Below are 1,229 nucleotides of genomic sequence, written 5' to 3'. Positions count from 1 at the left end.
CGCGGCATTGCCACCCGCTATGACAAGACCCCCGAGAGCTACCTTGCCGGACTCCACCTACGAGGCGCCGTCATCTGGATCCGCAGCCTTCAGCCAAGTCGCTGATCACGACTCCGTACAGGCCCTAGCGCACTCCGGACCCGTCCCTTCCCCATGCCAGCCGTGCCGCCTCCATGACCGCCGGGACGTCCTGGTCCAGCCAGTCGACGTCCCAGACCTCGTCGGGGGTCAGCCAGCGCAGCTCGTCGTGGTCTTCAAGGGGCCGGGGGTCGCCGGAGAGGAGGTGCGCGGTCCACACGTGCAGCACGTAGCCGGCCCTCAGGGGCCATTCACCGGGGACACGCTCGGCGGGTTCCGCCTCCACGCCGAGCTCTTCGCGCAGTTCACGTACGAGGGCGTCCTGCGGGGTCTCGCCGGGCTCGACCTTGCCGCCGGGAAGTTCCCAGCGTCCGGCCAGTTCGGGCGGGGCGCTGCGGCGCGCGGCGAGCAGGCGTCCGCCGCTCAGCAGGGCGGCTCCCACCACCACGATCGGTTCGGTCATGCGCGGGAGCCTACGGGAGTGGGCCAGGACGCCGAGCGGGAGCCGGTCAGTTACCCCCACTTTGACCGTTCTGCCCGATGCGCTCGACCCAGTAGAGCTGCTTGTGTCCGCGACTGTCGAGGCTGTCCGCGATCTTCTGCGCCTCGGCCCTGGTCGCGTACCTGCCCACGCGGTAGCGATTGCCGTTGTCGTCCTGCCGTATGACGAGCCAAGGGAGAGTGATCGTGCCGTCGTTCATCGCGCCCCTCCACTTCCCGCCCTCGGCTCTCGCCGCGCCCCGCCTAAGGAAACCGCAATCCGCATATGCCCGAGCGTACGCCTTACCTTTACTCAGCGAATACGTAATTGCACAAAGAGGTACGCAACCAGCCATGGCGGAGGGGGCGCTTCCCGTCGAACGCGCCGTCGACCGCCCCATGCGCGCCCCTTAGCGCTCCCGCGAGCAGCGATCGAGCAGGCGAGGGCGGCGACGGGGTGCGCCGGGCGCGTTCGACGGCGCCCCTGCGAGAACGGCCAGATTCGAACTGCGGCCCGGAAGAGGTCACTTGGTCGGGCCGCGGTGCGTGTGGGCCGACCTGGGCCGGGTTCCCCACGTTTCCTCGCCCCCGCCGCCCCTACCCGTCCCATCCCCAGGGGCTGCTGCCCCTTCGACCCCGCCAAGGGGCTGCGCCCCTTGGACCCCCAGGGC

2 protein-coding genes are annotated in these 1,229 nt (G+C 70.1%); both read right to left on the bottom strand.

The window, feature by feature from the left end:
* Positions 1-124: 124 nt before the first annotated feature.
* Positions 125-541 (bottom strand): (deoxy)nucleoside triphosphate pyrophosphohydrolase, encoded by a 417-nt coding sequence (locus tag FPZ41_RS46610; protein ID WP_152870945.1) that lies wholly within the window; start codon positions 539-541, stop codon positions 125-127.
* A gap of 46 nt (positions 542-587) precedes the next feature.
* Complete coding sequence (locus tag FPZ41_RS46605; RefSeq protein ID WP_131563975.1) at positions 588-779, bottom strand: SPOR domain-containing protein; 192 nt, start codon at positions 777-779, stop codon at positions 588-590.
* Between the last annotated feature and the right edge of the window lie 450 nt (positions 780-1,229).

The sequence above is a fragment of the Streptomyces acidicola genome, from assembly GCF_009377235.1.
GTDB lineage: Bacteria > Actinomycetota > Actinomycetes > Streptomycetales > Streptomycetaceae > Streptomyces > Streptomyces acidicola.
The sequence above is the reverse complement of the archived record's forward strand: the minus strand, read 5'-3'. Positions and strand labels throughout refer to the sequence as shown.

What these genes read in the sequence shown, in the direction of transcription:
- FPZ41_RS46610 (WP_152870945.1), bottom strand. Translation starts at nt 541, where the DNA reads ATGACCGAACCGATCGTGGTGGTGGGAGCCGCCCTGCTGAGCGGCGGA.
- FPZ41_RS46605 (WP_131563975.1), bottom strand. Translation starts at nt 779, where the DNA reads ATGAACGACGGCACGATCACTCTCCCTTGGCTCGTCATACGGCAGGAC.